Source organism: Noviherbaspirillum phoenicis (assembly GCF_047237965.1).
Classification (GTDB): Bacteria; Pseudomonadota; Gammaproteobacteria; order Burkholderiales; family Burkholderiaceae_D; genus Noviherbaspirillum_A.
Genome location: NZ_JBDFLX010000001.1, coordinates 1,689,133 through 1,715,184 on the forward strand (window position 1 = coordinate 1,689,133; position 26,052 = coordinate 1,715,184).

Here is a 26,052-nt window from a genome sequence, read left to right on the forward strand (position 1 = left end):
GCCTCGCGTGGGTCATTCGATGGGGAGTTCCAGTTGCAGTTGCGCCTCTGCCTGCCCATCGCAGGCAATGGCATGCAGGGACATGGCGCGCTTGAAGTCGGCGTAGCCGAAACGATTGAGCAGCGTGAGCCGGCCGTCGCGATGGCGGAAATACACTGCCGGCATGCGCAGGCCGTTGAACCAGTTGAGCTTGACCATGGTGTAGCCGCCGCTGTCCTGCACATGCAGGCGCTGGCCCACCTGCAGCGGGGCGTCGAAGCGGGCCGTGCAGAACACGTCGCCGGCCAGGCAGGAACTGGCGGCGATCTGGTAGGCATGGGCGCCGCCGGCGCTGGCTTGCCGGATGGTCGCCGGTTCGCGGTAGACCAGGGTGTCGAGCCGATGCGCTTCGGTGGCGCTGTCGACCACCGCGATGTCCATGCCGTTGCGCACGATGTCGAGCACGGTGACGATCAGGTCGGTGCTGCGCGTGACCACCGCCTCGCCAGGTTCCATGTACAGCACGAGCCGGTGCCTGCGCCCGAATTCGCGCAGCAGCCGCGCCAGGCTGTCGACCGGATAGCCCGGCGCGGTGAATGCGACGCCGCCGCCCAGGCTGAGCCAGGAAAGTCGATCCAGCACATGCCCGAGCCGGCGAGACACCAGGTCGAGCATGTCCGCATAGGCGTGGATATCAGCGTTTTCGCAATTCATGTGCAGCATCGCGCCGTCCACGCCCAGCCGGCGCAGGTCGGCGTCGGGCGCGTCCTGCCGCAGCTGCTCCCACGGCACGCCCAGGCGGGAATGGCGCCGCGCCGGATCCGCCAGATCCTGGCGCGCGTAGCTGACGCCGGGATTGATGCGCAGGCCGACCGAGATGGCGGGCTTCAACATGGCGCGGTAGCGCGCCAGTTGTCCCAGCGAATTGAAAATCGCCTTGTCGGCGCATGCATTGATCCACGGAATGTCCCGGTCGGCGTAGTCCACGCTGTAGGCGTGGGTTTCCTTGCCCAGCGTCTCGCGGCCCAGGCGCGCCTCGTAGGGGCCGCTGCTGGTGGTGCCGTCCAGATAGGGCGCCAGCACCGGAAACGCGCCCCAGCAGGAAAAGCATTTCAGGGCCAGCAGCATCCTGACGCCGGCTTCCCTGCGCAGGCGCTCCATGCAGGCCAGGTTGGCCAGCAGAGCGCTTTCGGAAATCAGGAAACAGGGCGTCGGCAGTTCATCGTCCGTCATCGCTGTCGCCCAGCATCAGCGGCTTCGTCATCGCCGCCTCCGGCACCTCGAGTTCGGCCCAGTTCAGTCCCAGTTCGGGCATCTTCGCGAGAAAGGGCGCGGGATCGAGCTGTTCGGGATTCCAGACGCCCGGCCGCCGCCAGGCGCCCTCGAAGAACAGCAGCGCGGCGGTGACTGCCGGCACGCCGGTGGTGTAGGAAATGGCCTGCGCCTCGACGTCCCGGTAGGCATGCTGGTGGTCGCAGAGATTGTAGAGAAACACCCGACGGGCGCGGCCATGCCGTACGCCCGACACCAAGGTGCCGATGCAGGTCTTGCCGCTGTAGTGCGGGGCAAGACTGGTCGGATCGGGCAACAGCGCCTTGAGCACCTTCAGCGGCGACACCGTGACGGCGTCGCTCACCCTGACCGGCTTTGGCGACAGCATGCCGACATCGCGCAGCACATTGAAGTAGCGCAGGTACCGGTCGCTGAATCCCATCCAGAACTCGATGCGGCGCGCAGGCAGGTATTCCACCAGCGAACGCACTTCATCATGCGCCATCGAGTACAGCTTCATGCGCCCAAGCTCGGGAAAGTCGAACTCGATCATGCGCTGGTGGCAGCCGACCTCGTGCCAGCGCCCTTCTTCCCAGTAGAAGGAATTGCCCTGGATTTCCAGCAGATTGGTTTCGGGATCGAAATTGGTGGCGAACTTGCGGCCATGGCTGCCGGCATTCACATCGAGCACGTCGATGGCGTCGATCCGGTCGAACAGCTTCCTGGCCGCATGGGCCGCGAAGATGCTTACCACGCCCGGATCGAAGCCGACGCTGAGGATGCCGGTGATGCCGGCGTCCAGGAAGCGCTGGCGGAAGGCCCATTGCGGGTCATAGGCTTGTGGCACCTGCTGGCCGGGGCTGCACAGGTCGGTGGCGACCGAGGTGTCGAGGTAATGGCTGCCGGTTCTGACGCAGGCCTCCATCACGTCGACATTGGTCCAGGGCGGGCCGGCATTGATCACCAGTTCGGGGCGCACCTCGTTGATCAGGCCGACCAGCGCGTCGACATCGTGCACATCGATCAGCCGGGTGTCGAGCTTGCGGAACGGATCCTTCATGCTGCGCTTGCGGGCAATGCTGTCGGCCAGGCGCAGCAGCCGTTCCTGGCCGCGGGAGGCGATCACGATATCGCCGAAGACATCGTTATGCTGGGCGCACTTGTGCGCGATCACCCAGCCGACGCCACCGGCGCCTATCTGCAAGATTGCCATCCCCGCTTCTCCCCGTGCTGTTTTTTGCGTGGCACGTGGGTGACGGGAATCGCCAAGTCATTGCAAGCCGACTGCGAAAATCTCCCTGACAGGCGCTATGCCGACGGCCCCGGGTACGACACTTCCAGCACTTCCAGCTCATCCAGGCCAGCCGGCGTCTGCAGGGTGACGGTGTCGCCGACATGCGCCTTGGTCAGCGCCCGCGCCACCGGCGACACCCAGCTGATCTTTCCATGCAGCGGATCAAGCTCGTCGATGCCGACGATGGTGACCGTGTGCTCTTCCCCGGCAGCGTTGCAATAGGTGACGGTGGCGCCGAAATACACCTGGTCGCTGCCGTGATGCACGGTTGGGTCGACCACTTCGGCGGCGTCCATGCGCTTGGTCAGGAAGCGGATGCGGCGGTCGATCTCGCGCAGGCGCCGCTTGCCGTAGATGTAGTCGCCATTCTCCGAGCGGTCGCCATTGGAGGCGGCCCAGTGCACTATCTTCACCACCTCCGGCCGCTCGACATCGATCAGGTGCAGCAGCTCGTCGCGGATGCGCTGGTAGCCCGCCGGCGTGATGTAGTTCTTCGCGCCCGCCGGAATCTGCGGCAGCGCGCCGGCCAGGTCTTCGTCGTCATCCTCGGATTCCTTCACGAAAGCCTTGTTCATCGCGCCCCCTATCCGGTGCGCCGGGTGCCGGTATTGACCGGCAGCGTCTGGCCCGACTCCAGCACGAAGCTCGCGCCCGCGTCGCTGCCGAGCGCCTTGACCAGCCAGGGCATGACTTCGCGCAGCATCGGCTCCAGCGTCCACGGCGGATTCAGGATGAACATGCCGCTGCTGGCCAGGCCAAAGCCATCCGGCACCGGCGCGCTGATCGACAGGGTGACGTTGAGCCAGCCGTTGGCCGGGATGCGTTTCAGCTTCTCGGGCATCTGGCGCGATTCCATGCGCTGCAGCGCCGGGTACCAGACCGCGTAGATGCCGGTGGCGAAGCGGCCCACCGCGTCTTCCAGCGTCTGCTTGACGCGCCGGTAGTCGTCCTTGACCTCGTACGGCGGGTCGATCAGCACCAGGGCGCGCCGCGACGGCGGCGGCAGCAGCGCCTTCAGGCCCGCAAAGCCGTCCGCATGGGAAATCATCACCCGCTTGCCGCGCGCCGCCGCCGGCCTGCCCTGCGCGGCCTCATGGGCTTCGAGCTTGCGGAAGTTTTCGGCCAGCATCTTCACGTCGCGCGGATGCAGTTCGAACAGTCGCAGCCTGTCCTGCTCGCGCATCACCTTCTCGGCGCAGTACGGCGAGCCGGGATAGAAGCGCAGCTTGCCGCTGGGGTTCATCGCGCGGATCAGGTCGACATACTCGGCCAGTGGCGGCGGCAGGTCCTTGCGGTTCCAGAGCCGGGTGATGCCGGTATCGAACTCGGCGTTCTTGGTGGCTTCGCCGCTGTCGAGCGCATACAGGCCAGCGCCGGCATGGGTGTCGATGTACATATAGGGCGCATCCTTCTGCCCCAGGTACTTCAGCAATTGAATGGTGACGAAGTGCTTCAGCACGTCGGCATGATTGCCCGCGTGGAAGGCGTGGCGGTAACTAAGCATAGGAAAGCCTGGCGTGAAATGAAGTAGTGGCGGCCATTTTAACAAGCGGCCCCCGGTATCCCTATTTAAGCGTCATGGGCGCCAGCCGGCGCCGCTCCTGGCGCTTCTGGGCCAGCGTCGTGCACAGCAGCAGCAGGAAGGACATGGCCAGCAGCAGCAGCGCAAAGCCATGGGCATGGGCATAGTTGAGCATCTGCGCCTGGTCGTACAGCGCGATCGATGCCACCCGGGTCACGCCGGGGATATTCCCGCCCAGCATCAGCACCACGCCGAATTCCCCGATGGTATGGGCGAAGGCCAGCAGGCTGCCGGCCATCACGCCCGAGCGCGCCAGCGGCAGCGCGATGTGCAGGAAAGCCTGGCGCCGCGTCATGCCCAGGCTGTAGGCGGCCTGCAGCACTTCGGGCCGCTGCATGCGAAACGCCGCCACCACCGGCTGCACCGCGAACGGCAGGCTGTAGACGCAGGAGCCGATCACCAGCCCGGCAAAGGAAAACGGCAGCGGCTGGCCAAACACGTCCTGCCACCAGTGGCCGAACGCATGGCGCGGCGACAGCAGCACCAGCAGGTAAAAGCCGATCACGGTGGGCGGCAGCACCAGCGGCATCGCGATCAGGATTTCGATGCCCAGCGCAAGGCGACTGCGGGCCGACGCCAGCCAGGCGCCCAGCGGCAGCGCCATCAGCATCAGCAAGGCGGTCGACACCAGCGCCAGCCTGAGCGTCAGCGCCAGCGACATCCACAGCTCGGCCGGAAGCGCCCAGGGCGGCGTCAGCATCACTCCCGGCCCGGCGGCAAGGTGAAGCCGCAATCGGCCAGCAGCCCGCGGCCCTTGTCCGAGCGCAGGAAGCGCAGGTAGGCCACCGCCTGCGGATTGGCGCTGCCGTGCCGGGTCAGGATCGCGCCCTGCTCGATCGGCGGGTAGGCATCGGCAGGCAGCAGCCAGCCCGCCCGCCTGCCTGCCAGATGCGCGCTGCTGACCAGACCGACCTGCGCATTGCCGCTTTCGACGAACTGCATGGTCTGCGCGATGTTTTCGCCGAATACCAGCTTGTCCCTGACCTGCTCCCAAAGGCCGGCCCGCTGCAGCGCCGCCCTGGCGGCCTTGCCATAGGGCGCCACCTCGGGGTTGGCGATGGCGATGCGGCGGATCGCCGGATCGGTCAGCACGCGCAGGCCGTTCTCGACCTGCACGCCGGGCGCCGCGGCCCACAGGGCCAGCCGGCCGTGGGCATACACGAACAGCGAGGCCGGATCGGCCAGGCCGGCATTGGCCAGCGCGCGCGGATAGGCGGTGTCGGCGGACAGGAACACGTCATAGGGCGCGCCATGGCTGATCTGCGCGTAGAAGCTGCCGGAGGCGCCTATGGTGGCGCTGGCGCCGGTGCCGGACGCCGCATTGAGCCGGTCGATGCAGGTGGCCAGGTCGGCCGCGGCGGCGACGCGCAACGGCGCCTGCTGCGCCACGGCGGCCGGCGCAAGCAGCGCGGCCAGCAACGGCAGGCAGCAGCGGATGAATGAAGAGAACATGGAGGGCTTTCGTAATATCCGGAGGAATATAACGAAAACCGCAGCGCTTGTCTTGCGCATCAGCATGGAAAGGCGTTATCGCTGCAGGCCGGGCGCCAGCAGCGATGACAGATAGGCCATGTCGGCCTCCACGGCCGCGCGCGCGGCCTGCTCCATCGCGGTGTAGCGGGCCAGCACCGCGCGGCCGTGGTTGGTCAGGCGGGCGCCGCCGCCGCGGGCGCCGCCGGTGCTGGTTTCCACCAGCGGCGAACGGAAACAGCGGTTGACGTCTTCCACCAGCAGCCAGGCGCGCCGGTAGGACATGTTCATGGTGCGGGCAGCGGCCGAGATCGAGCCGCTTTCCTCGATGCCACGCAGCAGGGCCGCCTTGCCGGGGCCCAGCGCGATCACGCCGTCAAGCAGCAGCCGCAGCTGCAGGGAGTGGGAAATGGTCATGCGCCGATTGTAGCAAGCCGCATCGGCCCTATCCGGCAGGTCCGGGCACGCTGCGGGACGGCGGCTATGCCAGCGCTTCGTCGACCACGCGCGGCGCGCGCAGCAGCGCCGCCACCTGGCTGGCCGGCAGCGCCGGCGCGATCAGGTAACCCTGCATTTCGTCGCAGTGGAGTTGCTGCAGCAGCGTGCGCTGCGATGGCGACTCCACGCCTTCGGCCACTACCACCAACTTCAAAGCATGCGCCATCGTGATCATCGCATTGACGAAAGCCGCCCCGGCCGGGTCGGTGCCCAGGCGCGACGTGAAGCGCGGATGGATCTTCAGCACCTGCACCGGCAATTGCTGCAGCTGGGCCAGCGAGGACGGACCGACGCCGAAATCGTCGATATGCAGGCGCACGCCCATGGCCCCCAGCGCCTGCAGCTGGGCGTTCACGCTGGCGCTGTCAGCCAGCGCGGCCACGTCGGTGATCTCGATTTCCAGCCAGCAGGCGCTGATCTCGTGGGTCTTGATCGCGGCCGCCAGCTGCTGCACGACGTCGCCCTGGTTGAACTGGCGCGCCGACACATTGACCGCCACCGGCGCCAGCGGCAGACCGCGCCGCTGCCATTGGGCGATCTGCTGGGCGGCCTTGTTGATCACCATGTCGCCCAGCGCCTGCAGCAGGCCGGCGCTGTCGATTAACGGAATGAAGTCGCCCGGCGACAGCAGGCCGCGCTCCGGATGATTCCAGCGCAACAGCGCCTCCAGTCCCACCAGCACGCCGTCCCTGGTGCGAACGCGCGGCTGGAAATACAGCTCGAACTCATCGTTGGCGATGGCGCTGCCCAGGGCCTGCTCGATATCGATGCGCTGCCGCAAGCGGTCATAGAGCTGCGGTTCGAACACATGGTGGCCGCCCCTGCCCTGCGCCTTGGCCGCGTACATGGCGATGTCGGCATTGTTGAGCATCTTTTCCGCATCCAGGCCATCGCCGTCGCGCGGAAAGATGCTGATGCCGACCGAAGCGCCGATGCTGTACTGGGAACCGGCCAGCCCGAACGGCTCCGACAGCACCGCGCAGATGCGCTCTGCGGCATGGTTGGCGTCCTGCTCCGAGGTCAGGCGCTCCATCACCACCGTGAACTCGTCGCCGCCCAGCCGCACCGCCTGGTCGCCGGGCCGCATCACCGACTGCATGCGGCGCGCGACCGCCTTGAGCAGGTCGTTGCCGACCTGATGGCCGGCGGTATCGTTGACATGCTTGAAGCGGTCGAGGTCGATGAACAGCAGCGCCAGCATGCCGCCCTGCCGCCGCGCCCTCTCCAGCGCGCCGGCCAGCTCCTCATTGAGCCATTGCCGGTTGGGCAAGCCGGTCAGCGCGTCTTCCCTGGCCATGCGGATCAACTGCTGCTCGTGCAGCTTGCTGTCGCTGATGTCGCGCAGCGTCACTGCCAGGTCCGAGCCGGAGCGCACCAGGCGCCGGTGCGCCCAGGCCAGCTGCAGCGAACCGCCCGGCATGATCTCCGCCTCGTCCTCGTAAAAGCCCGACGACAGCGCCTCGACATAGGTCGACAGCACGGCGGCCAGCGTCGCCGGCGGATTCAGCGTGGAAAAACGCTGCCCCAGCAACTGCCCGCGCGTCATGCCGTAGAAGGAAGCGCCGTGCTCATTGCAGTCCACCACTTCGAAGTCGGTGACGCGCTCTCCCGAACGCATCGGGCGCAGCATGTAGAAACCTTCATTGGCGCCCTCCGTGGCGACCCGGTAGGTGGCGCGCACCGATTCCATCTGCTGCTTGCGCCAGGCCAGGCGGGCCGCCATGATGCTGGCCACCAGCCCGAAGAACAGCAGCGCGACGCTGCCGCCCAAGGCATAGTCGCGATACGCCGCGCGCGTGGCATGGTATCCCGTCAACGCTTCGTTTTCCGAAATGCCGACCATCGCCATGAAGGGATAACCCTGCAGCTTGCGCCAGCCGACGTAGCGTGCCTGGCCGTCGGCGAAGGCAGGCCGGCCTTCCATGCGCATTGCGCCCTCGGTGCTGCTGAAGGTGGTGCTGTGATGCAGAACCGGCGAAGCCGACGTATGGATCGTGTCGCCCAGGCGCGCGGTGCGCACCGCGCCTTCGAGGTCGACCATGGCCAGCAGGCCATCGTTGCCCAGGCTGACATCGTCATAGAACTCGGAAAAATAGCCGGAGCCGATCGATACCGCCACCACGCCGGCGAAGCTGCCGTCCGCCGCATTGAGCCGGCGCGTGAAGGGCAGGATGGCCGTGCCCGTCGCCGGCCAGATCAGGGGCATGCCCACGCGGGCGGCGAGGGAATCGTTGTTGCGGTGGTAAATGAAGTATTCGCGCGAGGCGCCCGACGGCCGGGCATTCAGGTTCACCGTGGAAGTGACCGGCATGCCGTCCTTGTCCAGGATGGTGACGGTGATGAGCTGCGGCGCGATCAGCAAGCCCTGCCGGCGGAAGTCCTTCAGGTCGAGCGCGCCGCCGGTATGGTTCCAGTCGTACTGCACCTGCATCGCGATCTGGTCCATCTGCTCGATGGTGCGGGTGAGGTACTGCGCATAGGCGCCGGACAGGGACGCCACGCTCTTCAAGGCATTGTCCTGCGCCACCTGGCGGTCGGTATGGAGCCTGACCAGCGTCGCCCCCCACAGGAGGCCGCCCAGCAGCAGACACAGTGCTGGCCATATCAGCACCGAGAGAAGATTGCCTTTCAAGAACTGCAGTTTTTGCATGCCTGGACGCTTGCGATGGATGATCAGGCTGCCGCGGGCAGACGCCACGCGGGTAAAGCCGGCAACGCGCAGGTTCGCTGGCCAGAAGCCCGGATCGCAGAAACAGTCGCGCAAGTTTCATGCAGGCGAAGTTGCTTTCCCGTCCGCATAAGTTCCAGATGGTAACACGCGCTGCAGTGAAATTGTCCTAAGGAAACACAAAAGGCCGCATTCAGCGGCCTTTTGTGGTCATGCGATTACGAACGTTTCAGGCCGGATCAGGCCACCTTCTTGTTCGCATCGAAGAACTGCTCATCTTCGGTCGAGCCATGCAGCGCGGTCGTGGACGACTGGCCTTGCTGGATGGTCTGGGTGACGGCGTCGAAGTAGCCGGTGCCGACTTCGCGCTGATGCTTCACGGCGGTAAAGCCACGCTCGGCGGCGGCGAATTCGGCTTCCTGCAGTTCCACGAAGGCGCTCATGTTGTTGCGGGCATAGCCGTAGGCCAGGTTGAACATCGAGTAGTTCAGCGAATGGAAGCCGGCCAGCGTGATGAACTGGAACTTGTAGCCCATGGCGCCGAGTTCACGCTGGAACTTGGCGATGGTGGCGTCGTCCAGGTTCTTCTTCCAGTTGAACGACGGCGAGCAGTTATAGGCCAGCATCTTGTTCGGGAACTTCGCATGCACGGCTTCGGCGAACTGCTTGGCGAAGGCCAGGTCCGGCTTGCCGGTTTCACACCACACCAGGTCGGCATACTCGGAATAAGCCAGTGCGCGGGAAATCGCCTGCTCGATGCCGGGACGCACGCGGTAGAAGCCTTCCACGGTGCGCTCGCCGGTGCAGAACGGCTTGTCGATATCGTCCACGTCGGAGGTCAGCAGGTCGGCTGCTTCGGCGTCGGTACGGGCGATCACCAGTGTCGGGGTGCCGGACACGTCGGCCGCCAGGCGGGCTGCCGCCAGCTTCTCGCAAGCTTCGCGGGTTGGCACCAGCACCTTGCCGCCCATGTGGCCGCACTTCTTCACCGATGCCAGCTGGTCTTCGAAGTGCACGCCTGCGGCGCCGGCTTCGATCATGGACTTCATCAGTTCGAAGGCGTTGAGCACGCCGCCGAAGCCGGCTTCTGCGTCGGCCACGATGGGCGCGAAGAAGTCGATGTCATCCTTGCCTTCGGACCACTGGATCTGGTCGGCGCGCTGGAAGGTGTTGTTGATGCGCTTGACCACCATCGGCACCGAGTTGACCGGGTACAGCGACTGGTCGGGATACATTTCACCGGCCAGGTTGGCGTCGCCGGCGACTTGCCAGCCGGACAGGTAGATCGCCTTCAGGCCGGCTTTCACCTGCTGCATCGCCTGGTTGCCGGTCAGCGCGCCCAGGGTGTTGACGAACGGTTCGGTCTTGAGCAGGTTCCACAGTTTTTCCGCACCGTGCTTGGCGATGGTGTGCTCGATCTGCATCGAACCACGCAGGCGAACCACGTCTTCAGCGGTGTAAGGACGCTTCACGCCTTCCCAGCGCGCATTCTCTGCCCAATCTTTTTCCAGTGCCTGGATCTGCTCTTGACGGGTTGCCATGGTGATTTCTCCTGTGTTGATGTAAGTGATTCGGGTCGGTCCGGAAGCGCTTGAAAACGTTCCGGCATGGGATAAATAGTAGGCTTTATTTTGCAGGGCAACAAGGTCTTATATAAGACATATGACATAAAATTTATCCTTTTAAATCATCATCTTAATTTTGCTATTTTGCGATGCGAAATTAAATTCCTGTGTATGAAATCGAAATCTGGTGCTATGCACAGGACATTTTTCATAATGTGGGAACTGATTTCCGGCTCATGAAATGTGCATTGTTTCAAGAGCAACCTCTGGCAGGAGCAACCCAGTTACAGACTGGGTTATTAGCATGAACAGGAATGCTGGACCGGTGCAGCATTGCGTGGCTTGATTACAGCGCTTCGCACAAGGCGCATCGCCGCGCAGGCGTTCGGGTTTTTGTCTTACCCTCGAGAACGATCTGAAGTCCATCGGATACATAGGCTGCAAATCGCAGGCTCGATACTGCACTGCGCCCAATTCCCACTCATCATCGAATCCAAACCTATGGCGGACAAATCTCCAAGCACATCGGGCACAACAGCAAGACAGCAAAGACTTGGCTCCGAATCACCAGGTAAAATCAACAAGGCCAAGGTAGGCTTGCAGGAACCAGATATCAAGCGTGAAGTAAAGATAAAAGAAATCAACCTGATAGCCTTTCGCACATTAGATGACGCAACGAAGTGGAAAAGGCTCAACAGCCTGATCAGGGTTGGACAAGGCCCTCTGAGATTATGGAAAGACGAAGTCGACGGCCAAAGGGTTCTGTATTTGCGTCCACGAACCTGGGGTCAGTATTTCTACGAAACGCTGTTTCTCTTTCCTGCCGAGCAGGAAGCACGATGCGACAAGGTTCGCGCCGCAATTCAGATGTATATCTGCCCCTATCTGGATGCGCAGGAAACAACGACTACGCTGACGCCAAACCCGGGGGAAACGCGGACCGCTACCTTACTGAACACGGAAAGGACGGCAATACTCGATCGATTGGATTGTCGCGTCTACACCGACCGTATCGACCCTGCTTCCTTTTACGGCAGCAAGCCCAGGCATGCCCTGGATAAGAAAGAAAAAGGGAATATCTTTAGCCAGGAAATGCGTAGGGCATACCACGGCATGACTACGGTCCCCAAAGGCTTGTCCATCGCCAGGATCGCGCCATTCAAAGTGATGGCCGATGTACGCATCCTGACAAGAACAACTCACATCCTGGCAGATAAATTGCTGACTCCTGGTGAGAACTGCAGTCCACCAGGGACATGGACTTGCAAAAAAAAGAAGCAGTCTAGAAACAAGCGCAGCCCGCAGGAATACTACAAAGGCATGCTGGATACATACGCTAAAAACAAGCGCACGATAGTGCTTGAAGTAGCAGACGACGGCGATGAACACTGGCGTGCGGCATATGATGCCGCGCACCAATGGCTGGCCGAACAGCCAGCAACTGACAAACCATCCGTCATGCTGGTCCCGCTCTACCGGGTCGATGATTTCCTGCCTTCGATGCACAAGAAATCTCACGACCAGGGATGGCCGGTGCTTATGGCAAACAAGTTAGGGATGGAAGACGTGAGAGTTCCGAATCAGACCTCTTATCTCGCTGCATCCCCTGAGACCAGTAATGCAAGCAGCGTCAATTCCAAAGGAGACCTGCGAGATGAGAGATTGGACATCATTTTTGAAACCCCTGGCGGCAACGACAACGACAACGACAACGACAACGACAACGACAATTACACAATCGTAAAGTGATCCGATTACCTTGGTTCAAACAAGGACCGGGACACTGTTCCCGCTCCACCATGCAAGCAGTGATGGAGCGCCAGTAGTCACCGCCCCGACCCAATCTCCACTTCCCGCTGCACATCCGGCAGATTCGACATGATCATCAGCTGCACCCGCCGGTTGCGCAGCCGGCCTTCCGGCGTGTCGTTGGACTCCACCGGACGGTTCGCGCCGTGGCCAATCGCTGTGAGGCGGACCGGCGCCACGCCGTTGTCGATGAACAGCCGCACCACGCTGGAGGCGCGCACCGAGGACAGTTCCCAGTTCGAGGGATAGAGCGCAGTGCGGATCGGCACATTGTCGGTGTGGCCTTCCACCTGGATCGCATGCAGGTCGTCCTTCAGCACCTGCGCCACCGCGGCCAGCGCTTCGGTCGATGGCGCGGACAGTTTCGCGTCGCCCGGCGCGAACAGCACGCTGGCATTGATCTCCACCGTGATGCCGCGCGCGCCCTGGGTCACTTTCACCTTGCCCTGGCTGGCCAGGGGCGCCAGCGCGGTCAGCAGGTCGCGCGCGATCGTGGTCAGCTGCTCCTTCTCGCGCCGGATCGCATTGTCGTTCAGGCGGCTGCGGTAGATGGACTGGCGCGGCAGCAGCGGCAGTTCGGGAGCCAGCCTGTCATGCACCGGCGGCGCGGCGGACGGCAGGCGGCCGAAGGCGGTGGTCAGGGCATTGGATGCCACCTTCACCTTGCCGTCGTTGACGGAGGACACCGCATACATCACCACGAAGAAGGCGAACAGCAGCGTGATGAAGTCGGCATAGGACACCAGCCAGCGCTCCTGGCTTTCCGGCTCTTCCTCGTAGCGTTTGCGCGCCATGAGCGGTTCAGGCGGCCCAGGCCGCCATGCGGTCCTCGATCAGCCGCGGGTTCTCGCCGGCGGCCAGGCCCGCCATCACTTCCACCAGCATTTCGCGCCGCCCCACTTCATTCTGCACCTGCGCCTTGAGCTTGCCGGCGATCGGTAAAAACAGCAGGTTGGCCAGGCCCACGCCATACACCGTGGCGACGAAGGCAACCGCGATGCCGGCGCCGAGCTTGCCCGGGTCGCCCAGGTTTTCCATCACCTGGATCAGGCCCAGCACCGCACCCAGGATGCCCACCGTGGGCGCATAGCCGCCGGCCGACTCCCAGACCTTGACCACGGCGCGCTCGCGCCGCTCGTAGATGTTGATGTCCTGCTCCAGCACCAGCCGCAGACGGTCGCCGTCGGTGCCGTCGACGATCATGCGCAAGCCCTTCCTGATGAAGGGATCGGTCTCGCGCTCGCAATGGCGCTCCAGGCTCAGCAGGCCTTCCCGGCGCGCGCTGTTGCTCCAGAAGACGAAAGAACGCGACAGCCGGGCATGGTCGTCGCCCGGCGGCAGGAAAGCATGGCGCGCCATGCGCAGGGCGGCGATGAAGTTGCGCAGGCCGGACTGCATCAGCACCGCGCCCAGCGTGCCGACCACCACGATCAGGAAGGCCGCCGGCTGCACCAGCGAGCGGGCCTGGCCGCCTTCGAGCATCTGGCCGGCGGCGATCCCGCCCACGGCCAGCAGCAGACCGGCTAGGCTACCCCAGTCCATGCCTGCTCCCGGAGTCTGGCGCGCATGCGCGCTACGGCCTGGCTATGGAGCTGGCAGACCCGCGATTCGGACACGCCCATGATGGCGCCGATTTCCTTGAGGTTCATCTCCTGCTCGTAGTACAGGCCCATCAGGATCTTCTCGCGCTCGGGCAAGGCCTCGATGGCCTCGATGACGGCGCTGCGAAAGCCCGTGTTCATCAGCGCCTGCAGCGGATCGGCCGAGCTGTCGGTGCAATAGCGGTCCAGGAAGTGCTCGCCGGCCTCGCCGTCCTGGAAGTCCTCGTAATAGACCAGCTGGTGGCCGCCGGCGTCGGCCAGCATGTCCTGGTATTCCGCCAGCGACATCTTGAGCCGCGCCGCCACTTCGCTTTCGGTCGGCGCTCGGCCGAGCTTCTGCTGCATCTCGGTCATCGCGACCTCGATCTTGCGCATGTTCTGGCGCATGTTGCGCGGCATCCAGTCGCTGCTGCGCAATTCATCCAGCATGGCGCCGCGGATGCGCTGCACCGCATAGGTCTCGAACTGCGCGCCGTGGGTTTCCTCATAGCGGCTGATCGCGTCCAGCAGGCCGATCATGCCGGCCTGGATCAGGTCGTCGACCTCGACGCTGGGCGGCAGCTTGGCGCGCATCAGGTGCGCCAGCTTCTTCACCAGCGGCGCATGCTGCGTCAGCAGGTGGTTGCGGTCGGATTTTCCTTGTACGGTGTACATGTGCTTCAAGCCCCGATGGTGGCGCCGCAGGGCAGCGCGCTGCGCCGGCCGCCCGCCTGCATCGCGCAGCGGGAAAAGCGGCCAGCCAGGTCGCGGAACGCCACGGAGGCGCCCGCCAGTGGAAATGCGTCGATTACAGTGCGGCCCAAACGGGTGGCCCGCACCAGGTGCTCGTCGTGCGGAACCGACCCGATGGATTGCAGCTCCAGCGCCAGGTAACGTCGGGCGGCGGCTGCGATGTTCCTGTAGATCATGCCGGCGCGCACGATGCCGGCACCGGTCACCAGCACGCTGACAGGGCGGCGGCCATACCGCTCCGACACCCGCTTGATCAGCGCATAGGCGGCGGTGATCGATTCCGGGCTGTCTTCGACCTGCACCACGATGTCGCCCTCTCCCATGGCCTCCAGCGGCAGCGCGTTGGCGGCGTCGAGTTCGGCATCGACCAGCACGATGTCGTTGTCCAGGGACAGTCGGGCAAACAGCGCCGACAGATGTTCGCGCTCGAAGGCGTTGGTGCTGCCGCGCGCCATCACGGCGATGCCAAAGCCCTGCGGCATTGGCAGCACCACGTCCGCCAGGCGCGCCTCCGCGCGCGCCGCCTGCAGCAGCGTGCCGCCGTGCATGCGGTCCAGCCCCGCGCCCACGCCGCGCGCGGTGGCGCAGGCGTCGAGCAGCAGCACGCCGCTGCCGGCGCGGGCCAGCGAGGCGCCCAGGTTCAGCAGCGTGGCGCTCTTTTCATGGTCGGGCGTGGCTGACAGGAAGGTCAGCACCCGCGGCGCCGGCTTGGCGACCATGCGGCGCAGGCCCTCGGCCTGGTCGATGCGGATGCTAGCCAATTGCCACCTCGCGCAGCGACTGGTCATTCATCATGCGGGCGGTGTTGCCGATCACCAGCGGCAGCTCGTCGTCCTGGTACTGGAACGGCGCGGTCTCGCGCTTCATCTTGAAGGCCCGGTCGATCAGGAAGTTGGGCCGCGCCAGGTGCAGGTCTTCCGGCACCCGCTGGCCATTGGCGATGTATTGCAGCTGCAGCTTCTGGCGGATGATCACGTCCAGCACGCTGCCGATGGTGGCTGCCTCGTCGAGCTTGGTGATGATGGCGCCGGCCAGGCCGTTGCCCTTGTAGGCGCGCACCACTTCATTGAGCGTCTCGCCGGTGGAGGTGGCCGACATGCACAGGATGCGCTTGACCGGGGTATCGGCGCCGGACAGCATCGCCACCTGCTCCGCCACCATCTGGTCGCGCTGGCTGGCGCCGGCGGTGTCGATCAGCACCGTGTGCTTGTTCTTGAGTTCAGACAACGCGATGCGCAGGTCGGCTTCATCCTTCACCGAATGCACCATCACGCCGAGGATCTTGCCGTAGATGCGCAGCTGCTCGAAGCCGCCGATACGGTAGCCGTCGGTGGTGATCAGGGCCAGCTTGCCGGCGCCGTGACGCATCACGCAGCGCGCCGCCAGCTTGGCGGTGGTGGTGGTCTTGCCGACACCAGTGGGGCCAACCAGCGCGAACACGCCGCCGTTGTCGAGGATGGCGTTTTCATCGGGCGCGGCCGACAGGTTGCGCATCAGGACGCCCTTGATCCAGGCCATGCCGTCGACGCCGTCATGCTCGGGCAGCTTTTCGGTGAGATAGCGCGCCAGGCTGGCGGAAAAGCCGGCGGCCAGCATTTCGCGCATCACGGTGGCCTTCATCGGTTCGCGGCGATGCTGCGCGCCCCAGGAAATCTCGGCCAGCTGCGCTTCCATCATGCTGCGCATCGAGCGGAGTTCTTCCATCATCTGGCGCATTTCGGCCTGGCTGTTGTCAGGTGCAGCGGCAGCCGTGACGGCGGCTGGACGCGGCTGCGGCGCGCTCTGGCGCTCGATGGGCGCGGGCGCAGCGGCCACGGGCGCCGGCTCGGCTACGGGAGTCGGGCGCAGGCGCTCGAAGGCGCTGGCGGCCGAACCATTGCGCACCTGAGGCTGCGCGGGCGCTGCAGCCCGTGCCGGAGCGGCCGCCGGCGTGGGTGCGGGTGCCGGCGCTGCCGCCGGCAGGCGCTTGCCAGCCAGCGCTGCCACCAGCGGTTGCGGCAGCACTTCCTTCTCCACCGCCGGCTCGGCCAGGGACGCCATGTCGGCGCTGGCCAGGGCCAGCACCTCAACGCTGCCATTGACCGTGCGGTTGGACAGGATCACCGCGTCGGCGCCCAGGGCGTCGCGGACCATGCGCAGTGCCTCACGCGATGTCTGGGCAGAGAATTTCTTGACGTTCATGCTTGGCCTCCCACAAGGGCAGTCACTTTGATGTTCTTGGCGGGCGGCATTCCGGCCAGCGACGGCAACCTGATCCCGTACACGCCGCTGCATGCCGTCGGTCCAGTGTCTGCATGAAAGTCGCTCTTAGCCAATGCCGCTCCTGTGGTGTGATCCGGCGCCGGTGCGGCGCAGGGGTTTCTTACAGGACAGATTATTGGGGATCACATAGAAGTTGCATCCGGGGAACAGGAGGGGTTTATGGGCCTTTTTCGTCGGCGGAGGCGCAATTGCCCTTGCCGTTGCCGTTGCCCTTGCCGTTGCCGTTGCCCTTGCCGTTGCCATTGCCGTTGCCGTTGACGTTGCCGTTGACGTTGACGTTGACGTTGACGTTGCTTTTGAAGTGGCCGTAGCCGTTGCCGTTGCTTTTGAAGTGGCCGTTACCGTTGACGTTGCTTTTGAAGTGGCCGTAGCCGTTGCCGTGAAGTCCTGTTAAGCCCGCCGTGTCAGCGGTGCCCGGAGCGGGAAAAGGTGCGGCGTCTGTCTGAGCCAAGCGCAGCTTGGCGAGTTTAGCCGCGCCCCGCTCCATGCACCGCCGACACGGCGGTACACAGACGGGGACCCTAACGGCAACGGCTACGGCCACTTCAAAAGCAACCGCAACGGCAACCGCAGAAGCAACCGCGCCGGCAGCGGCCCCTGCCCCCCTTTAAATCACCGCCTCGATCAAAAACGGCCCCTTCCTCCCCACCGCCGCCCGCAACGCATCCGCAAACCCCTCCGCCGTCTCCACCCGCACCGCCTCCACTCCCATCCCCTGCGCCAGCCTCACCCAATCCAGCGCCGGCTGATCCAGGTTCAGCATGCGGCTTGCATTGGTGCCGGCCTCGCCCGCGCCGACCTGCTTCAGTTCGCCATGCAGGATCGCATAGGCCCGGTTGGCATAGATGATGGTCACCACGTCGAGCGATTCGCGTGCCTGGGTCCAGAGCGCCTGTACGGTGTACATGCCGCTGCCGTCGGCTTCCAGGCTGATGACCTTGCGGCCCGGACAGGCAATGGCGGCGCCTGCCGCCATCGGCAGGCCCAGGCCGATGGCGCCGCCGGTCAGTTGCAGGTAGTCATGCGGCGGCAGGTTGCGGGTGTGCTGGAACAGGCTGCGGCCCGAACTGACCGATTCGTCGCAGAGGATGGCCTGCTCCGGCATCAGCGCCGCCAGCGCGGTGGCGATCGCCACCGGGTTCAGCGCGCCGGTGGGCAACGCCGGGCGTGACACCGCCGGGAGGTCCAGGACCAGGCCGGACGGCACATCGAGCTCGTCGGCCAGCCAGGTCAGCGCATGCGCCAGGTCGTCGCCAGGGGCGGCCAGTTCCAGCACGGTGCACTGCGGCGGCGCAATCCGGCTTGGCTTGCCAGGGTATGCAAAGAAGGCGACCGGCTCCACCGCGCCAAGCAGGATCAGGTAGTCCACATCCTGCAGCGCCGCCAGTGCCTGGTCCACCGGGTAAGGCACCCGCTCGATGTCCAGGCGGCCGGCGCCGCGCTCCAGCCTCGCATTGGACTGCTGGGCCATGAGGCGCACGCCACAGGCGCTGGCGATGCGGCCGGCGGTGCGCATGGGCTGCTCGCGCAGCGCGGCGCCGGAGAGCATCAGCACCACGCGCTTGCCGCTGCGGATCGCCTGCACCGCATCCCGCATTTTTTCCGGGACGACGTGCCGCCGCGGCGGCAGTTCGCGCAGCGGCTGCAATGGCGCCTCCGTGGTGTTCCAGGCCGCGTCGGCCGGCAGGATCAGGGTGGCGATGCGGCCGGCCGCGGAGCGCGCCTGCGCCACCGCCTCGGCGGCAAAGGCGGAGACATGGTCGGCGTCGGGCACGGTCTTGACCCAGTGCGACATCGGGCGCGCCAGCATCTCGATATCGGTCGTCAGCGGCGCGTCATACTGCAGGTGATAGGTGGCATGGTCGCCGACGATATTGACCACCGGCGAATTGGCGCGGCGGGCATTGTGCAGGTTGGCCAGGCCATTGGCCAGGCCCGGCCCGAGGTGCAGCAGGGTCGCCGCCGGCTTGTCGGCCATGCGGGCATAGCCGTCGGCCGCGCCGGTGACCACGCCCTCGGAAAGGCCCAGCACGCAGCGCATCTGCGGCTTGCGGTCCAGCGCCGCGACGAAATGCATTTCAGAAGTGCCAGGATTGGCAAAGCAGGTATCGACCCCCGCAGCGAGCAGGGTGTCGCAAAGTGCGTCAGCGCCATTCATACAAAGATCCTATACAGCGAAAAATGTCGTTCAGATGGAAGGTCCGGGCCAGGCCAGCGGCACGCACGCAGGGCCGTCAGGCCACCGCGCGCTGCAGCACACGCCTGTACAAAGGCAGCTGTCGCTCGGTCAGCGTGCCCAGCAACAGCAACAGCAACAACAGCGTCGGGATGAACAGCCATGGACTGTGCAGTTCAAGCCCGTTCCAGAGAAGCACGGCAAGAGGCATATGGTACAGGTAGATTGAAAATGTGTAGGAGGCGGCCAGGCGGATTGCTTGATCGAGTCGGAACAGGCCACGCAGCCGCTGCCCCATGGAAGCCGCACCCAGAAAGTTGCCCGCCACGGCCAGGCCCAGCAGATAGTCGCCCAGGAATAGCGCCGACTCGTGCAACTGGTTGCCCGCCTGCGGCCAGTGCGCCAGCATGCGGTTGCGCAGCAGCACGCCGACATCGAACCAGAACAGCAGTAGGCCGGCCGCCATGCAGCCAAAGAAGACCGGCGCGGCGGCCGCCGGCGCCAGCCGGCCGCGCAGATGCCATACCAGAACGCCCAGCAGCCAGACTGGCGCCAGCAACAGGATCTTGGGGCCGGCGCAGAGCGCCGCTAGCAGCACGGCCAGCAGCCGCCAGCGCCTGGGCGCGAACATCCACGCGCCGTACATTGCGTAATACCAGACCTCGTAGCACAGCGACCAGTACGGCGGATTGTAGGGCGGCGTCAGCATCAGGTTCCAGGACTGCCCGATGAACAGCAGCGAGGCCAGCATGCGCAGCAGGAAGGCCATCGGGTCGATCTGCATGTCGCCGCTGCTGTGGATGGGCGTGGTGCCGGCCAGCGGCGCAATCACCAGCGACAGCAGCAGCGCCGGCAAGGCGACGGAAAGGATGCGGGCGGCGCGGTGCCCGATGAAGGTTGTGGCGGTCACGCCCGGCTGGTGCGCCGCATGGCAGATCATGTAGCCCGACAGGACGAAGAATACGATCACGGCGGCATGGCCGGGCCAGGGCAGCGGAAAACCGGGAAACCATTGCGGCCACAGATGGAACAGCAGCACCGCGACAGCGGCAAGGAAACGTACCAGGTCAAGATAAAGCGACAGGCTTGCGGGCATGGGCAGGTCCATCGGAACTGGCGAGGCGGGAGTGCAGCGCTGGCGCCATCATAGCCGAAGGCAAGATCACTCAACAATGGCCGCCGCGCATGAAGGGCAGCGCCGCTGCCTGCGGCAAGCGAATCGCGCGGGCTTGTTCAAATCGATATGCGAGGCATGTCGCTTTGCTAGAATTTTTCCGGCCTGTAAGCGTGTCGAACGGCGGGCGGATCGCCGCGCTAAGCCAACGTACACGCTGCCGGACCAGCCGACATCCCAGCCTGCGAGGAGCAACAGATGAAGTCAGGGCATCCTGAAACAGCGCAGGCAGGCATGGCTCCGCCGCAGCACGGCCCGCGCATCGTGGTGGTGTATTCGCAGCGGCCGCACGGCAATCCGCAAGGCCATGAATCGACTTCGCAGAACCGCATCGCCGCACGGGTTGCGGCGCTGCTGGGCCATGCCTACGGCGGCGAATACGATGCCGCGGCGCAGTACGACCTGCCGCTCTATTTCGTCCCGCGCGAGACCATACCCGACGCGGCCCAGGCGGCGCGCCTCGGCGTGCGCAGCGAGCACGACCTGTTCGGCGGCGTGGTGCCGCAGCCCTATGTGGCCTCCAAGGTGATTACCCATCCGCTGCCGCTGGCCGACTGCGCCGCGCCGCCGGCCTGGTCGCACGCCTTCGGCCAGCAGGTGCTTGGAGTGGTGCTGCCCGGCTACTCCGCCTTCAGCCGGGAGGATGCATTGCGCGCCGGGAAAGCGCTTCTGAAGCAGGGCGCGGTGCGCATCAAGCTGGCCAGCGGCATAGGCGGCAGCGACCAGAGCGTGGCCGCCGACCTTACGGCGCTGGAGCAGCAGATCGGCGCGCTGGACGACGCGCAGCTGAGGTTAGGCGGCGTGGTTCTGGAACGAAATCTGAACGACGTGGTCACCCATAGCGTGGGCCAGGTGCGCATCGGCCGGCAGCTGGCGTCGTATTGCGGCATCCAGCATGTGACCCACAACAATGCCGGCCAGGAAGTCTACGGCGGCTCCGACCTGCTGGTGGCCAATGGCGATTTCGAAGCGCTGCTGGCGCTGCCGCATGCGCCGGAAGTGAGCACCGCGGTGGCCCAGGCCTGCGCCTACCACCGGGCGGCGCTGGCCTGTTTCCCCGGCCTGATGGCGTCGCGCTGCAATTACGACGTGGCGCAGGGCACCGACGACAGCGGCGTCTGGCGTTCGGGCGTGCTGGAGCAGTCATGGCGCATAGGCGGCGCCACCGGTGCGGAACTGGCGGCGCTGGCGGCATTCCAGTCCGATCCCGGCCTGCGCGTGGTGCGCGCCTGCACCACGGAGCTGTATGGCGGCGGCGCGCCGCCGCCGGATGCCGAGGTTTATTTCAACGGGATCGACCCGCATGTCGGCGCGATCACCAAATATACGAGGACCATGCCCTATGCCCACCCGTGACGATGCAGTCGCCATCCATGCCGAGGGCCGCGAACTGTCCGGCACCCTGGTCAGCCCTTCCACTTTGATTCCGGGCGTGCTGTTCGTGCACGGCTGGGGCGGCAGCCAAGAGCAATACCTGGCGCGGGCGCGGGAGATCGCGGCGCTGGGCTGCGTCTGCCTCACCTTCGACCTGTCCGGCCATGCCGACACCCTGCCGATGCAGGAAACCGTATCGCGCGAGAACAACCTGGCCGATGTGCTGGCCGCCTACGACCTGCTGGCCAGGCAGCGCGGCGTGGACCCGTCCTCGATCGCGGTGGTGGGCAGCAGCTATGGCGGCTACCTGTCGGCCATCCTCACCACCAAGCGCCCGGTGCGATGGCTGGCGCTGCGGGTGCCGGCGCTGTACATGGATACCGGGTGGGAACTGCCCAAGCTGCAGCTGCACCAGGACCAGGACCTCGGCGCCTACCGCCGCCGCTTCGTGCCGGCCGCGGACAACCGCGCGCTGCGCGCCTGCAAGGCCTTCCGCGGCGACGTATTGCTGATCGAATCGGAGAATGACGACATCGTGCCGCATGCGGTCATCAACAGCTACAAGGAAGCGCTGATGCGGCCGCGCTCGATGACCTACCGCATGATCAGCAATGCCGACCATGGCCTCTCCGAGGCCGCCAGCCAGCGTGCCTACACCTCTGTGCTGGTGAGCTGGATGAACGAGATGATCCTGGGCGCGCGCGGCGGCAACCAGTCCACGCAGGCGAATGCGCCGTCCGGGCTGCCCGAGGCGCCGCCGCGTCCGGGCTGAAGCCGGCCTGCATGTTCATTGGCCCGGCGCGGCCAGGGGCTGCGCCGCATCGCTCTCATCCTTGAGCATCACGCCGCTGGTCTGGCGCAGCAGCGCCTGCGTCATCAGGAAATGCAGCTTGCGCGCCGCCGCCGCATGGTCCAGTCCGGCCGGGCGCACATTGGAAATGCAGTTGCGTTCGCTGTCCATGCGGCCGGGCCGGGGCGACCAGGTGAGATAGATGCCGAGGCTGTCCGGCGAACTCAGGCCCGGCCGCTCGCCCAGCATCACGATTGCCAGCCGCGCGCCCAGCGCCGCGCCGATGTCGTCGCCCAGCGCCACCCTGCCCTGGCGCGCAATCACCACCGGCCAGGCCCAGCCGCCGAGCGCGTCGCGCAGCAGGCGGGCGACCGCCGGCGCATGCCGCTGCGCCGCCTGCGCCGACAGGCCGTCGGCAATCACCAGCGCCACCTCGGCGCGCGGCGCGCCCTGCAGCAGGCCAAGGCTGGCCTCATCGAGCCGCCGGCCGAGGTCGGGCCGCAGAAGATAGGTCTCGCGGTCCGGCGCCATGCTGTGCACGTCCAGCGTGGCAAAGCCTTGCGCCGCAAGATCCTGCGCCAGCGCCGCCGCATCCAGCGCGCCATGCACCGCGTCCCTGGCCTGGGCATGCGCCAGGCCGAAGCGCAGCAGTTCATCGGTGGGCATGCTGGCGCCCACACGACCCAGGCCGATGCGCGCCGCGGTGCGCCGGCGCAGCGCCTGCCAGGGATCGGCGGCGGGCTTGTCGGGCAGGCCCTGGGTCATGGCGCCGCTCCCGCCGACAGGCCCGGCAGCATCGGCAGCGACTGCATCAGGCTGTGGCCGGCGCGGGTGTCGAGCAGTTCGCCGTTGTCGCCAGTGATGCGCATCGCCGCCAGCCAGGCTTCGAATTCCGGCGCGCGCTTCAATCCGAGCAGGCGGCGCAGGTAGAGCGCGTCATGGAAGGAGGTGCTCTGGTAGTTGAGCATGATGTCGTCGGCGCCGGGCACGCCCATGATGAAGTTCACCCCGGCCGCGCCCAGGAGCGTCAGCAGCGTGTCCATGTCGTCCTGGTCGGCTTCGGCATGGTTGGTGTAGCAGATGTCGCAGCCCATGGGCACGCCCAGCAGCTTGCCGCAGAAATGGTCTTCCAGGCCGGCGCGCAGGATCTGCTTGCCGTTGTACAGGTATTCCGGGCCGATGAAGCCGACCACGGTATTGGTCAGAAGCGGCTTGAGCGAACGCGCCACCGCATAGGCGCGCGCCTCGCAGGTCTGCTGGTCCATGCCGTGGTGCGCATCGGCCGACAGCGCGCTGCCCTGGCCGGTTTCCAGGTACATCACGTTGTCGCCCACAGTGCCGCGGCCAAGCGACAGCGCCGCCTCGCGCGCCTCGTTGAGCAGCGCCAGCGTGACGCCGAAGCCGGCATTGGCGCGCTCGGTGCCGGCCACCGACTGGAATACCAGGTCCAGCGGCGCGCCGGCCTCGATAGCGCGAATCTGGTTGGTTACATGGGTCAGCACGCAGCCCTGCATCGGAATGTCGAAACGCAGCCGCACGTCGTCCAGCATGCGCCACAGCGGCAGCAGCGCCTGCGGCGAGTCGCTGGCCGGATTGATGCCCACCACCGCATCGCCGGCGCCATACAGCAGGCCATCGAGCATGCTGGCGGCAATGCCGGCGACATCGTCGGTCGGATGGTTGGGCTGCAGCCGCACCGCCATATGGCCGGGCAGCCCGATGGTATTGCGAAAGCGGGTGACGACCCGGCATTTGCGGGCGGCCAGCACCAGGTCCTGGTTGCGCATGAGCTTGCTGACGGCGGCCGCCATTTCGGGCGTGATGCCGGGCGCGGCCCGCGCCAGCGCGGCACTGTCGGTGGCGTCGTCGAGCAGCCATTCGCGCAGGCCGCCGACGGTCAGGTGCGCCAGCGGCGCGAAGGCGGCGGCGTCGTGGCTGTCGATGATCAGGCGGGTGACCTCGTCCTCTTCATACGGCACCAGGGCTTCGTTGAGAAAGGCCGATAGCGGCAGGTCGGCGAGCGCCATGCGCGCCGCCATGCGCTCCTCGTCGCTGCCGGCGGCGACGCCGGCCAGGCTGTCGCCGGAGCGCGACGGGCTGGCCCGGGCCAGCAGCGTCCTCAGGTCGTCGAAGCGATAGACATGCCATCCCACCGTGCTTGCGTAGCCCATGCCGCCCCTCCCCGACCGGCTGGCCGCGGAATGCGGCCACACGAAAATTGAGAGCCGGGCGCGGCCGATTCGTTCCCCGCCTTCAGCGCTGCATGGCAATCGATATCAGCGCCAGCACGCCGCATACCACCAGCGCATTGGTCAATGCGAAACGCCAGTTGCGGCCAAAGCTGATCTCGCCCGGCCCGATGCCGGCATAGCGGCTCGCGGTCAGCGACACCACCGAGAACGGCGTCATGTTGGCCGACAGCCCCCAGCCGGCCAGGATCGCCGCCATGTGGGTCAGCGGCGGCAAACCCACCACCTGCGGCGGCAGGCTGGACGCGAGGAACACCGCCGACAGCACCGGGTGTACGCCGGCCAGCGCGGTGACGATGATGGCGCTGACCAAAAAGGCCAGCGCAAGGAAGGCATGGCCGCTGAGCGCGGCGCCGATGGCATTGATCCATGACGATGGAAAGGCGTCGGCCAGGACGCTGCCGGCGCAGCCCGCGGCCATGAACAGCAGGGCTTCGCTGGCCAGCGCGCCGAAGTTGTCCATCGCGCCGCGCAGGCCGCGCACGCCGTCGGCAACGCGGTGGCCCGGGCGGCCGGTGACGGCATTGAACAGCAGCGACACCAGCGGCGCCAGCAGCACGATCGCCGCCGAGATCACGATATGCAGCACGAAGCTGGTGGTCATGATCAGCGCCAGGAGGCCCAGCAGCGAAATCAGCAGGGGCAGCGAGCTGCGCAGCAGCGTCGACATCGGCGTGACCGGGCCGTCCTGCCTCACTGCCTGGCCCGACGTCGCCGCCAGGTTCATCAGGGCGCCGACGACGATGGTCACCTGCCCGATCGCCAGCCCGACCGGGAACACCTGCAGCCAGGAGAGCGAGGGATAGAGCGCCAGCAGGATGGCCATGTTGCCAAACACCGGGCTCCAGCAACTGGCGGCGGCAAAGCCGCGCCCGACCGTCACCACCGTGGCGGTGCGGCTTTCCGACATGCCTTCGGTCGACGGGGCCGCCATCACGAACATCAGGTTGGCGCCGGCTAGGCCAAGGATGCCGGAGAAGAACTGGCTGGCCAGGGTGAAGGACAGGTAGCGCCGCGTGCCCTGGCGCTCGCGCAGGCCGGCGCCGATGAAGCCGATGCGGTGGCTGCGCATGGCGCAGCGGGCAATCAGCATCACGCTGCAGGTGACCGAGATCAGCAGGGCCGCGATGAAGACGCCGCGCTCCAGCGCCGCCACCGGCGCCCGGGCGAACGGCATGGTCAGCGCGGCAATGCAGAACAGGATGAAGGAGGTGGTGCGCAAGCGCTGGTTGATCTGCCGGTAGCCGGAAATGATCAGCACCATCGCCGCCGCGCCGGCCACCATGAACAGCCAGGACGGTCCGCCAAAGGCCCGCGCCAGGGTGACGGCGATCAGCACCAGCACCGACAGCATGCCGGCCCTGCTGCCGGGCCGCGACGCCGGCGGCGAAGGCGGCGGTGATGGTTCAGGCGGCGTGGCGTGAGGGATGGAGGGGGCGCCCGCATCGCGGACGGCTGACGGAAGCGGCATGGCGGGTCAAGACTGGGAAAGCCAGAAGCATACTGCAAAGCAGCATTGCACGTAGTGCATAAAGTCAACCTGCAAACGCGGCTTGG

23 protein-coding genes are annotated in these 26,052 nt (G+C 66.0%); 3 read left to right on the forward strand and 20 right to left on the reverse strand.

Annotated features, from left to right (window positions below; translation table 11 throughout):
- Positions 1–12: 12 nt before the first annotated feature.
- From nspC to aceA, 9 genes are all read right to left on the reverse strand, one after another.
- Complete coding sequence (nspC, locus tag ABC383_RS07655) at positions 13–1,212, reverse strand: carboxynorspermidine decarboxylase (RefSeq protein WP_413012832.1); 1,200 nt, start codon at positions 1,210–1,212, stop codon at positions 13–15.
- The gene (locus ABC383_RS07660) at positions 1,199–2,464 is read right to left on the reverse strand and encodes a saccharopine dehydrogenase family protein (RefSeq protein WP_413012833.1); all 1,266 of its coding nucleotides are present in this window, start codon (positions 2,462–2,464) and stop codon (positions 1,199–1,201) included. The genes nspC and ABC383_RS07660 overlap by 14 nt, the downstream gene beginning before the upstream one ends.
- Positions 2,465–2,559: 95 nt before the next feature.
- On the reverse strand, positions 2,560–3,120 hold the full coding sequence (greB, locus tag ABC383_RS07665; protein ID WP_413012834.1) for a transcription elongation factor GreB: 561 nt from the start codon (positions 3,118–3,120) through the stop codon (positions 2,560–2,562).
- A gap of 8 nt (positions 3,121–3,128) precedes the next feature.
- Positions 3,129–4,049: a 23S rRNA (adenine(2030)-N(6))-methyltransferase RlmJ gene (locus ABC383_RS07670; protein ID WP_413012836.1), complete on the reverse strand. Its 921-nt coding sequence runs from the start codon at positions 4,047–4,049 to the stop codon at positions 3,129–3,131.
- 61 nt (positions 4,050–4,110) lie between these two features.
- Positions 4,111–4,827, reverse strand: a complete 717-nt coding sequence (gene modB, locus ABC383_RS07675; protein WP_413012838.1) for a molybdate ABC transporter permease subunit — start codon at positions 4,825–4,827, stop codon at positions 4,111–4,113.
- Positions 4,827–5,579 carry a molybdate ABC transporter substrate-binding protein gene (gene modA / locus ABC383_RS07680; protein ID WP_413012840.1) on the reverse strand — a complete coding sequence of 251 codons (753 nt, stop codon included), beginning with the start codon at positions 5,577–5,579 and terminating at the stop codon, positions 4,827–4,829. Before modA ends, modB begins: the two co-directional genes overlap by 1 nt.
- A 75-nt stretch (positions 5,580–5,654) precedes the next feature.
- Entirely contained in the window at positions 5,655–6,014 is a 360-nt protein-coding gene (locus ABC383_RS07685; RefSeq protein WP_413012842.1) for a winged helix-turn-helix domain-containing protein, read from the reverse strand.
- Positions 6,015–6,078: 64 nt separating this feature from the next.
- The gene (locus tag ABC383_RS07690) at positions 6,079–8,859 is read right to left on the reverse strand and encodes a bifunctional diguanylate cyclase/phosphodiesterase (RefSeq protein WP_413012844.1); all 2,781 of its coding nucleotides are present in this window, start codon (positions 8,857–8,859) and stop codon (positions 6,079–6,081) included.
- Positions 8,860–9,002: 143 nt separating this feature from the next.
- Complete coding sequence (gene aceA, locus ABC383_RS07695) at positions 9,003–10,304, reverse strand: isocitrate lyase (RefSeq protein ID WP_413012846.1); 1,302 nt, start codon at positions 10,302–10,304, stop codon at positions 9,003–9,005.
- Positions 10,305–10,829: 525 nt separating this feature from the next.
- On the opposite strand from aceA, the gene ABC383_RS07700 reads away from it, so the two are divergent.
- Positions 10,830–12,077: a hypothetical protein gene (locus ABC383_RS07700; protein WP_413012848.1), complete on the forward strand. Its 1,248-nt coding sequence runs from the start codon at positions 10,830–10,832 to the stop codon at positions 12,075–12,077.
- A gap of 77 nt (positions 12,078–12,154) precedes the next feature.
- Here the strand turns inward: ABC383_RS07700 and motD are convergent, their stop codons facing one another.
- The 8 genes from motD to ABC383_RS07740 all read right to left on the reverse strand — a co-directional run bounded on the left by motD (position 12,155) and on the right by ABC383_RS07740 (position 20,004).
- A complete protein-coding gene (motD, locus tag ABC383_RS07705) occupies positions 12,155–12,931 on the reverse strand; it encodes a flagellar motor protein MotD (RefSeq protein ID WP_413012850.1) in 777 nt (258 codons plus the stop codon).
- 7 nt (positions 12,932–12,938) lie between these two features.
- Complete coding sequence (locus tag ABC383_RS07710; protein WP_413012852.1) at positions 12,939–13,679, reverse strand: flagellar motor protein; 741 nt, start codon at positions 13,677–13,679, stop codon at positions 12,939–12,941.
- Positions 13,661–14,392: an RNA polymerase sigma factor FliA gene (locus ABC383_RS07715; RefSeq protein ID WP_413012854.1), complete on the reverse strand. Its 732-nt coding sequence runs from the start codon at positions 14,390–14,392 to the stop codon at positions 13,661–13,663. The genes ABC383_RS07710 and ABC383_RS07715 overlap by 19 nt, the downstream gene beginning before the upstream one ends.
- Before the next feature lie 5 nt (positions 14,393–14,397).
- The gene (locus tag ABC383_RS07720; protein ID WP_413012856.1) at positions 14,398–15,231 is read right to left on the reverse strand and encodes a MinD/ParA family ATP-binding protein; all 834 of its coding nucleotides are present in this window, start codon (positions 15,229–15,231) and stop codon (positions 14,398–14,400) included.
- Entirely contained in the window at positions 15,224–16,651 is a 1,428-nt protein-coding gene (gene flhF, locus ABC383_RS07725; RefSeq protein ID WP_413012858.1) for a flagellar biosynthesis GTPase FlhF, read from the reverse strand. The genes ABC383_RS07720 and flhF overlap by 8 nt, the downstream gene beginning before the upstream one ends.
- Before the next feature lie 238 nt (positions 16,652–16,889).
- Positions 16,890–17,219 carry a hypothetical protein gene (locus tag ABC383_RS07730; RefSeq protein WP_413012860.1) on the reverse strand — a complete coding sequence of 110 codons (330 nt, stop codon included), beginning with the start codon at positions 17,217–17,219 and terminating at the stop codon, positions 16,890–16,892.
- Between the two features lie 120 nt (positions 17,220–17,339).
- The gene (locus ABC383_RS07735; protein WP_413012862.1) at positions 17,340–18,890 is read right to left on the reverse strand and encodes an acetolactate synthase large subunit; all 1,551 of its coding nucleotides are present in this window, start codon (positions 18,888–18,890) and stop codon (positions 17,340–17,342) included.
- 76 nt (positions 18,891–18,966) lie between these two features.
- Complete coding sequence (locus tag ABC383_RS07740; RefSeq protein WP_413012865.1) at positions 18,967–20,004, reverse strand: acyltransferase family protein; 1,038 nt, start codon at positions 20,002–20,004, stop codon at positions 18,967–18,969.
- Between the two features lie 276 nt (positions 20,005–20,280).
- Between ABC383_RS07740 and ABC383_RS07745 the strand changes: the two genes are divergently transcribed.
- Both ABC383_RS07745 and ABC383_RS07750 read left to right on the forward strand, forming a co-directional pair.
- Positions 20,281–21,438: a DUF3182 family protein gene (locus tag ABC383_RS07745; RefSeq protein WP_413012866.1), complete on the forward strand. Its 1,158-nt coding sequence runs from the start codon at positions 20,281–20,283 to the stop codon at positions 21,436–21,438.
- A complete protein-coding gene (locus ABC383_RS07750; RefSeq protein WP_413012868.1) occupies positions 21,425–22,228 on the forward strand; it encodes an alpha/beta hydrolase family protein in 804 nt (267 codons plus the stop codon). Before ABC383_RS07745 ends, ABC383_RS07750 begins: the two co-directional genes overlap by 14 nt.
- 15 nt (positions 22,229–22,243) lie before the next feature.
- Here the strand turns inward: ABC383_RS07750 and eutC are convergent, their stop codons facing one another.
- The 3 genes from eutC to ABC383_RS07765 form a co-directional block, all read right to left on the reverse strand.
- Complete coding sequence (gene eutC / locus ABC383_RS07755; protein WP_413012870.1) at positions 22,244–23,011, reverse strand: ethanolamine ammonia-lyase subunit EutC; 768 nt, start codon at positions 23,009–23,011, stop codon at positions 22,244–22,246.
- Positions 23,008–24,417, reverse strand: coding sequence for an ethanolamine ammonia-lyase subunit EutB (locus ABC383_RS07760; protein ID WP_413012872.1), 1,410 nt, complete (start codon positions 24,415–24,417; stop codon positions 23,008–23,010). The genes eutC and ABC383_RS07760 overlap by 4 nt, the downstream gene beginning before the upstream one ends.
- A gap of 82 nt (positions 24,418–24,499) precedes the next feature.
- Complete coding sequence (locus ABC383_RS07765; protein WP_413012874.1) at positions 24,500–25,849, reverse strand: hypothetical protein; 1,350 nt, start codon at positions 25,847–25,849, stop codon at positions 24,500–24,502.
- Positions 25,850–26,052: the final 203 nt, after the last annotated feature.

Bases quoted from the DNA above. Each gene is read 5' to 3' on its own strand.
- ABC383_RS07670 (WP_413012836.1), bottom strand. From the start codon at position 4,049: ATGCTTAGTTACCGCCACGCCTTCCACGCGGGCAATCATGCCGACGTG.
- eutC (WP_413012870.1), bottom strand. From the start codon at position 23,011: ATGACCCAGGGCCTGCCCGACAAGCCCGCCGCCGATCCCTGGCAGGCG.
- modB (WP_413012838.1), bottom strand. From the start codon at position 4,827: ATGCTGACGCCGCCCTGGGCGCTTCCGGCCGAGCTGTGGATGTCGCTG.
- flhF (WP_413012858.1), bottom strand. From the start codon at position 16,651: ATGAACGTCAAGAAATTCTCTGCCCAGACATCGCGTGAGGCACTGCGC.
- ABC383_RS07710 (WP_413012852.1), bottom strand. From the start codon at position 13,679: ATGGACTGGGGTAGCCTAGCCGGTCTGCTGCTGGCCGTGGGCGGGATC.
- motD (WP_413012850.1), bottom strand. From the start codon at position 12,931: ATGGCGCGCAAACGCTACGAGGAAGAGCCGGAAAGCCAGGAGCGCTGG.
- ABC383_RS07745 (WP_413012866.1), top strand. From the start codon at position 20,281: ATGAAGTCAGGGCATCCTGAAACAGCGCAGGCAGGCATGGCTCCGCCG.
- ABC383_RS07760 (WP_413012872.1), bottom strand. From the start codon at position 24,417: ATGGGCTACGCAAGCACGGTGGGATGGCATGTCTATCGCTTCGACGAC.
- ABC383_RS07715 (WP_413012854.1), bottom strand. From the start codon at position 14,392: ATGTACACCGTACAAGGAAAATCCGACCGCAACCACCTGCTGACGCAG.
- aceA (WP_413012846.1), bottom strand. From the start codon at position 10,304: ATGGCAACCCGTCAAGAGCAGATCCAGGCACTGGAAAAAGATTGGGCA.
- greB (WP_413012834.1), bottom strand. From the start codon at position 3,120: ATGAACAAGGCTTTCGTGAAGGAATCCGAGGATGACGACGAAGACCTG.
- ABC383_RS07750 (WP_413012868.1), top strand. From the start codon at position 21,425: ATGCCCACCCGTGACGATGCAGTCGCCATCCATGCCGAGGGCCGCGAA.
- ABC383_RS07700 (WP_413012848.1), top strand. From the start codon at position 10,830: ATGGCGGACAAATCTCCAAGCACATCGGGCACAACAGCAAGACAGCAA.
- ABC383_RS07730 (WP_413012860.1), bottom strand. From the start codon at position 17,219: ATGGAGCGGGGCGCGGCTAAACTCGCCAAGCTGCGCTTGGCTCAGACA.
- modA (WP_413012840.1), bottom strand. From the start codon at position 5,579: ATGTTCTCTTCATTCATCCGCTGCTGCCTGCCGTTGCTGGCCGCGCTG.
- ABC383_RS07765 (WP_413012874.1), bottom strand. From the start codon at position 25,849: ATGCTGTCGGTGCTGGTGCTGATCGCCGTCACCCTGGCGCGGGCCTTT.
- nspC (WP_413012832.1), bottom strand. From the start codon at position 1,212: ATGACGGACGATGAACTGCCGACGCCCTGTTTCCTGATTTCCGAAAGC.
- ABC383_RS07685 (WP_413012842.1), bottom strand. From the start codon at position 6,014: ATGACCATTTCCCACTCCCTGCAGCTGCGGCTGCTGCTTGACGGCGTG.
- ABC383_RS07660 (WP_413012833.1), bottom strand. From the start codon at position 2,464: ATGGCAATCTTGCAGATAGGCGCCGGTGGCGTCGGCTGGGTGATCGCG.
- ABC383_RS07740 (WP_413012865.1), bottom strand. From the start codon at position 20,004: ATGCCCGCAAGCCTGTCGCTTTATCTTGACCTGGTACGTTTCCTTGCC.
- ABC383_RS07735 (WP_413012862.1), bottom strand. From the start codon at position 18,890: ATGAATGGCGCTGACGCACTTTGCGACACCCTGCTCGCTGCGGGGGTC.